This window comes from Pseudomonas sp. MF6751 (assembly GCF_016613265.1).
Lineage (GTDB): Bacteria > Pseudomonadota > Gammaproteobacteria > Pseudomonadales > Pseudomonadaceae > Aquipseudomonas > Aquipseudomonas fluorescens_BV.
Window position 1 is genome coordinate 22,980 of the sequence record NZ_JAENSV010000057.1, and the last position, 7,168, is coordinate 30,147.

At 61.5% G+C, this 7,168-nt stretch carries 5 protein-coding genes; 1 reads left to right on the forward strand and 4 read right to left on the reverse strand.

The features are described from left to right. Positions 1-127: 127 nt before the first annotated feature. From JJD66_RS25625 to JJD66_RS25640, 4 genes are all read right to left on the reverse strand, one after another. A complete protein-coding gene (locus tag JJD66_RS25625) occupies positions 128-721 on the reverse strand; it encodes a glutathione S-transferase (RefSeq protein WP_200649325.1) in 594 nt (197 codons plus the stop codon). After that, positions 718-4,356 carry an AAA family ATPase gene (locus JJD66_RS25630; protein WP_200649326.1) on the reverse strand — a complete coding sequence of 1,213 codons (3,639 nt, stop codon included), beginning with the start codon at positions 4,354-4,356 and terminating at the stop codon, positions 718-720. Before JJD66_RS25630 ends, JJD66_RS25625 begins: the two co-directional genes overlap by 4 nt. Then, positions 4,353-5,594 (reverse strand): exonuclease SbcCD subunit D C-terminal domain-containing protein, encoded by a 1,242-nt coding sequence (locus JJD66_RS25635; RefSeq protein ID WP_200649327.1) that lies wholly within the window; start codon positions 5,592-5,594, stop codon positions 4,353-4,355. Before JJD66_RS25635 ends, JJD66_RS25630 begins: the two co-directional genes overlap by 4 nt. A 214-nt stretch (positions 5,595-5,808) precedes the next feature. Continuing rightward, positions 5,809-6,060 (reverse strand): DUF6124 family protein, encoded by a 252-nt coding sequence (locus tag JJD66_RS25640; protein WP_200649328.1) that lies wholly within the window; start codon positions 6,058-6,060, stop codon positions 5,809-5,811. A gap of 408 nt (positions 6,061-6,468) precedes the next feature. On the opposite strand from JJD66_RS25640, the gene JJD66_RS25645 reads away from it, so the two are divergent. Continuing rightward, entirely contained in the window at positions 6,469-6,939 is a 471-nt protein-coding gene (locus JJD66_RS25645; RefSeq protein WP_200649329.1) for a hypothetical protein, read from the forward strand. Positions 6,940-7,168 lie beyond the last annotated feature (229 nt).

Sequence of the window (7,168 nt, forward strand, 5' to 3'; positions counted from 1 at the left end):
GGGATGGGCGGTTATTTAAAGTTGAGTCTGCTCCATACTTTATCGGTGCGGGTAAAGTATGGGGTGGGTTTTGTCTGAGTTTTAAGTGTGAAAAGAAGCTTGTTCATTAATACAATGTTGGGTGTCGTCAGGGTTTTGTCATCACCGCGATAAACAGCGGCGACTCCAGAAACCGCTGCAACCAAATCTGCAAACGCTGATACGGCGTCCCCGCAAACCACTCCCGATCCACATGAGCAAACTGGCGCACAAACGGCGCCAGTGCCGCATCCGCCAGGCTCAGGTGTTCGGCGAGCAAGTACTCACGCTCCGCCAGCAAGCCTTCCAACTTCTGCAAGAACACCTCACCCTCGGCCCGATAATGTTCCATCGGGTGTTCCGGGTAGCGCTCGGCATACTTGTATCGATTCAAGTGATGCTTGAACACCTGATCATTCTCGGCAATCAACGCCAGCACCGCAGGGTCACCTTGCAGCAGCCAGTCATCCGGGTCGTGCTGCGCCAGAGCCCATTGCATGATCTCCAGGCTCTCCTCGATCACTCGACCTTCGACACTCAACACCGGCACCGTACCCTTGGGCGACAGCGCCAGCATCTCGGCTGGCTTGGCCTTGAGGCTTACCTCGATGATTCGCACAGGAACGCCTGAGTAACGCAAGGCCAGCCGCGCCCGCATCGCATACGGGCAGCGTCGGAACGAGTACAGCAGCGCCTCGTTCACTTGACCTCCAGGGTACTCAGGCCGTTGCCCTGGCGCTGGACCTGGATTTGCACCGGGATGCGCTCGTGCATTTCCTGTACGTGGGAGATCACCGCCACCTTGCGGCCCTGGGCCTGCAAGCCGTCCAGGGCGTCCATCGCCAATTGCAACGACTCCGGATCAAGGCTGCCAAAGCCTTCGTCGATAAACAGCGACTCGATCTTCAAGGTGCTCGACGCCATCGAGGCCAGCCCCAACGCCAGTGCCAACGACACCAGGAAGGTTTCGCCACCGGACAGCGAATGCACCGAGCGCAGTTCATCGCCCATCTCTGTGTCCATCACCAACAGCCCGAGCATGCTGCCGCCGCGTTTGAGCCGGTAGCGGCGCACCAGTTGGCGCAGTTGCACGTTGGCATGGTGCACCAGCAAGTCGAGGTTGTAGGCCTGGGCGATCTTGCGGAAGGTGTCGCCGGTGGCCGAGCCGATCAGCGCATTCAGGCGTGCCCAGCGCTGCCACTGCTCGTAAGCCTTGGCGATCTGTTCGGCCAGGGCCTGGTTGGCATTCTGGCGGCGCTGGTCTTCGGCCTGGCGTGCGCGCAGTTCGGCGCAGTGTTTCTCACCCTCGAGCAGTTGCTGGTCAAGCGTTGCCAGGGTGGCGTCCAGTTGCTCGGCCTCCAGGTTGCCGTTGTGCAGGGCCTGGTGTTCGGCCAGGCGCTGTTCGCGCTCGTGCAGCAGAACCTTGGCTTGCTCGACGGCCTTTTCGCTGCTGTGCAGGTGCTGACGCAACTGCGCGACCTGGGCTTCATCAAGGGCCAACAGGCGTGCCAGGCCCTGATCATCCAGTTCTGGGTGCTGGGCGCGCCATTCGCCGATGCGTGTCGCAAGGGCGTGCTGCTCCGCCTCCAATGCCTGCTGGCGTTGCTGCTGGGCCTTGAGGTCGGCGGCCAGCTGTACTTGCGCCGTGTGCACGGCGTGCAGTTCCTGGTTGGCGTCGGTCTCGCTTTGGCGCGACTGCGTGACGGCTTGCTCCAGCTGCTGTTGCCAGTGTTCGGCGCTGGGGTAATCCCCTAGCAAGGCGCGGAGTTTTTCCTGGACGGCGTGTTGCTGGTCGGCCAGCTCGGCGACTTGCAGATTCACAGCGTCGAGTTGCTGCTGACGATGCTGTTGGTGGGTGTGTTGTTTCTCGATGGCCTGTTGGCGCTCCTGCTGCTCGGCCTGCTCATCGCGTTGATGGCCCAACTGCTCAAGGCGCTGGCTGACCTGTTGGTCGAGCTGCATGAAGGTCGCCGCAGGCGCGCTGCGCAAGCCTTCCAGCGTTTCGCTGGGCAGCAGGCTGGCGAAGGCGCTGAGTTCCGCCTCCAGGCGTTCGCGGTCGCCGGCCAGTTGCCGTTGTTGGTCCACCAACAATTGCCGGGCTTGCTGGCTGGCATCCTGGGCCGCTTGTAATTGTTGCTGCAAGCGCCCGGCGTTCTGTTGCAGGTTGAGCAGGGCGCCTTGGCGTTGTTCGTCCTGGCTGATGCTTTGGGTCAATTGGGCCAGTTGCTGGGCCAGCCAAGGGTTGCGCTTGGCGGCGTCCTGATTGAACAGCGAGGCAGACAGTGGGTGGGCTTGCAGGCTGGGTGCCAAACCCTGCTGCTGGGTGGCCAACTGTTCCTGCTGTTGCAGGAATTCTTTTTGCTGAGCGATCAGGCCGCCCACTTCACCGCGCAATTCAGTGAGTTTTTCCTTGAGGCTGTCGACGGCTTTCTGCGCCGCCGCCTCTTCACTTTCATCATGGCGGCCCAGGCTTTGCAGCAGGGCTTCAGGCTGGTGATAGGGGTGTTCGTGGCTGCCGCACACCGGGCAGGGTTGGTCATCCTGCAACTGCTCGCGTAATTCCTCGACGCTGGCACTGCGGGCCAGGCGTTGGCGCTCAAGCAGTTGCTTGGTCACCGCCAGGGTTTGTTCGGCAACGGTGAGTTCGGCCTTGGTTTGCAGGCCGGTCTGGTTCAGTTGTTCGCGTTTTTGCGCGGCCTCGGCGAGCCTTTGCGTGAGCGCACCTGCCTGTTGATCCAACTGTTGCTGGCTGTCCCACAAGCGGGCCAGGTCTTCGAAGGCGCGCTGTTGTTTGCGATTATCTTGCAGCAGGCTGGCCAGCAATTGGATTTGTTCGGCCACTGCGTGCGGTTCGGCACCGGCCTCGTGGTAGAGCAGGTCCAGGGCTTCGCGCTGTTGGGTGAACTGTTCGGCGGCGGCGCTGGCGCGCTGTTCGAGTTGCCCCAGCTCGGCCTGGCCTTGGTTGAGGCGATTGCCGATCAACACCAACTGTTGCAGGCGGTCACGGTAGGCGTTCCAGGCATCGCTCAGCGGCGCGAGGGCGGCGCTGTGCTCAAGCTCGGTGGCCAGGCGTTGCAGGCGCTCGGTGCCTTGGGCTTGCGTGTGTTGCAAACCGTCGAGCAGGGCCTGGCCTTCGGTGCAGGCGCTTTCGTGCTGGTGTTTTTCCTCGTTGCGCTTGGCCAGTTCGCGGCTCACATGGGCGAGGGTGTTTTGCTCTTCGATGGCCTGGCGCAGCAGGGGTGCGGCGTCGGCCTGGTGTTTCAGGGCCTCGGCCAGTGCTGCCTGGGCGGCCACTTGCTGGTATTGCGCCTGTTCCTGGCGGGCGTGCAGGGTAGCTTGTTGCTCGAGGTGCTGCGCAATCTGTGCCGCCAGGGGCGTCAGCAAGGTGCCGAGTTCTGCCTGGCGCAGGAAGTGATGGCGTTGCGGTGCCAACTGCTCCAGCAGGCTGAGGTCTTGGCGTTGCTGGCCTTGGCTGGCCCAGGTTGCTTCGTCGCGTTGCAGTTGCTCCACTGCGTGTTGATGGCGCTCCTGCCATTCACGCAGTTCCTTGAGCCAGGTGTGCTGCAACTCCAGCTGCTTGAGCTGGGCTTGTTGGGTTTTGAGCTGCTGCTGGGCGTGGGCCAATTGTTGATCCAGCTCGGCGCGGGCTTCGGGGGCCAGGGGCACCACGCCGGTGGCTTGGTCCTGCAGCTGTTTGTGGGCGTCCTTGGCCTCTTTGGCCTTATCGAACGCACGGCGGCCGAGCTGGGTGTAGAGCGCGGTGTCGGTGAGCTTTTCCAGCAGTTCGCTGCGCTCATTGTCATTGGCCTTGAGGAAGGCGCTGAACTCGCTTTGCGCCAGCAGCACCGCACGGGTGAACTGTTCGAAGTTCAGGCCCAGGGCCAATTCGAGCTGGGTCTTGTACTCGGTTTTCTGGCTGGCCAGCAGTTGGTCGCTGTCCAGGTCGATCAGGCTTTGCCGGCTGTTCTGCAACTTGCCGCTGGCTTTGTCACGGGCGCGGTTGGCTTCCCAGCGCGCACGGTAGCGACGGCCACTGACACCGACAAAATCCACCTCGGCATAGCCACCACCGGTGCCGCGTCGAATCAGGGTGCGCGGGTCGCCGATGGAAATATCCGTGTCGGCGTCCGGCATCTTGGCCTGGCCGGTGTCACCCAGGCGTGGCACTGCGCCAAACAGCGCCAGGCACAGCGCATCGAGCAGGGTACTTTTACCCGCGCCGGTCGGCCCAGTGATGGCGAACAGACCCGCACTGGCCAGGGGCTCGGCGGTAAAGTCGATTTCGAACGGGCCCGCCAGGGAGGCGAGGTTTTTCAGGCGGATGGCGAGGATCTTCATGGCTGTTCGCCCTCCTGTTGTACTTCCTGGAGCAGCACGGCGAAGTCCTTCAAGGTCTGTTCATCCACTTCACTGCCGTAGCTGTCCTGCCAGGCGCGGCTGAACAGTTCCTGGGGCGTGAGCTGGTCGAGTTCGATCAGTTGCGCATCGTCTACCTCTGCGCTGCCGCGTGTGCCGGCATATTCGGCGGCGATACGCACCAGGCGTACGGCCTTGCCTTGCAGGGCGGTTTCGATCTGTTGGCGCAGGTCCGGTTGCGGCTCGTCGAGGCGCACGCGCACTTCCAGCCAGGGGTGGCGCTGGGTTTCGGCGAGCAGGTCGATGTCGGGCAGCTCGCCGAGTTGCTTGAGGATATCGGCCAGGGGCGCGGCATCCAGGCGTTGCAGGTTGACGGAGCGGGGAATCAGGATCGGTTCGCAGCCCACCAGCCTTTCGCCCTGGAACGTCACGTCGAGAATCTGGTGCTTGTAGCCGATTTCGGAGAACGACAGGGGGATTGGCGAGCCGCTGTAGCGAATGCGCTCCTCGCCATTGACCTTTTGCGGCTTGTGCAAATGGCCGAGGGCCACATACGCCACGCTTCGGTCGAACAGTGTGGCAGGCAGCGCCTCGGCATTGCCGATGATCAAGCTGCGTTCGGAGTCTTCGGATACCGACCCACCGGCCATGTGCGCATGGCTGATGGCTATCAGCGCCTGGCCCTTTTTGCGTTTGGCATTGGCCGCCGCGATCAGCCATTCATGCACTTGGCCGATGCCGCGCAGGTAATCATCGCCCAGCTGTGCGCCGGTGACTTCCGCCGGGCGCAGGAAGGGCAGCGCCAGGCACCAGGCGGCGATCTTGGCTTTGGCATTGGGCAGCGGGATCAGCAGCCGGTCGGCATCCAGTTGCCCGTCATCCAGCCACAGCACCCGGCCCAGGGCATGGGTGCGCAGGCGGCGCATCAGAGGCGCAGGCAGCTCAATGCGCGAACCGGAGTCATGGTTGCCGGCAATCATCACAATGGTCAGTGTCGGCTGTTGTTCGTGGGCGCTGATGATGAAGTCATACAAGCGCTCCTGGGCCTTGAGCGGCGGGTTGACCGTGTCGAAGATATCGCCGGCGATCAACAGCACATCCGGGCGCTGGGCCTTGAGTTGGCCTAGCAGCCATTCAAGGAAACAGGCATGTTCGAAGTCGCGTTCCTGGCCGTGGAGGTTTTGGCCCAAGTGCCAGTCGGAGGTATGAAACAGACGCAAGGCGAACTCCGTGGAGAAGATGAAAAGGAGGGGAGTTTACCTGTAAAAGTGCGCGTGGACTCATGGCCGACGCGATCAACGGAGTGTGGGCTAGCCCTCATGGCTGTTTGTAGGAGCGAGCTTGCTCGCGAAAAACGTCAACGATAACGCGTGTTTCCTGAATAAACGCGGCGCCTATGAGTTCTTCGCGAGCAAGCTCGCTCCTACACAGGGGTCATGGGGTGTTAGTGGGGTTGGGTTGCAGGCAATCCATCGCGCGCTCGGCGAGGGTGCGGGCCATGTCGATCAGGTGAGCGGTGGAACAGGCCATGTCGCGTCGGGTGCCTTTGAGGCCTTCGGCGGTTTCGGTGGCGGTGGTGGCGGCGCAGCGCAGTAGCGAGGAGATGCTGGCGATGGCGTCTTCGAAGCTCAGGTCTTCGTGGGCGACGAAAATGGGGAAGGGTGGGTCGGGGACGATTTTGCTCATGGGTATAGCTCCTACTCGATTGGGGCGCCAACCTGTGCCGTTTCCACACGACAAATTAGGTGGCAGCCATACGCGGGGTGGAAACCGGGGAGTAGGACCCAGTCAGACCGAAGTCTGCCCGCGCACAGCCGCCATTGAGCGTTTGCACGCGATCATGACGCCTACTCATTCCAGGTTTCCACACCCGATCGCTGATAGGCAGCGACGAAGCGAAGGCTAGCCAGTGGGTTGAGCAGGCGCAAGGCCAAAGGATTGTCTAGGAAACGTCCTGCAAATTAAAGGGATATGGATTGCTGGCCTTTAACAATGCATGTCGAACGGGCGGTGATGAATGGAACGGCAGGTTGAGTGACGACCACCCATAAGGTGGATTTTTCAATCAATCCCTGAATGAATCAGAGGCCCACCATGTCATTTTCAGTAAAACCACCTTCGACTAGCACTTTCACCGCTCTACCAGATCAACTGGATGCTGACAGTCGCTCAACCCAAGCTAACCATCGTCAGGCACGAAGCGCTCAAACCCAGGCCAGCGCCCCGGACCTGCGCCCGTACGCAAGCGTGAGTGACCGGCAACTAATAGGGTTGATCCGCGATCACTTCCGCGAATTCGCCGCAGGGGCGACAGACAGCTATGTGAACTTCAATGAGTTGAAAGAGGCCGCCGGCCTGATCGCCACCGACAGGACGTTCTCACCCGAGGCCCATCACGCGGCTAAGGAGCTACTCTCACGCCCCAAACTGCTGCGCAAGCTGGATATCGGCATCAGCTTCTTCGGTGGCCCCGGCAAGGAGGATGGCCGGTTCGATATGGATAACCTGAACTATCTGTACAAGTTCCCCCATCGGGAATGGAAGGTGCCGCGTCGTAATCACTAAGTGCAAGCAGGCGTCCGAGCAGGCGATGCAGATCCACTGTGGGAGCTGGCTTGCCTGCGATGGCGGAGTATCAGCCAGCACATCTGCCGCCTGTTACACCGCCATCGCAGCATAGGTATCTACATAACTCTGTTAGCTCAACGGTAACCACGATGCGAAGCGAGCCGCTCTTGATCTTGATCTGCTTTTGATCTTAGGCGCCCCGTTAAACCACGCTGGCCGGAATTCG

Excerpts from the sequence above, each read along its gene's own strand:
- JJD66_RS25630 (WP_200649326.1), bottom strand. The coding sequence starts at position 4,356 with ATGAAGATCCTCGCCATCCGCCTGAAAAACCTCGCCTCCCTGGCGGGC.
- JJD66_RS25640 (WP_200649328.1), bottom strand. The coding sequence starts at position 6,060 with ATGAGCAAAATCGTCCCCGACCCACCCTTCCCCATTTTCGTCGCCCAC.
- JJD66_RS25645 (WP_200649329.1), top strand. The coding sequence starts at position 6,469 with ATGTCATTTTCAGTAAAACCACCTTCGACTAGCACTTTCACCGCTCTA.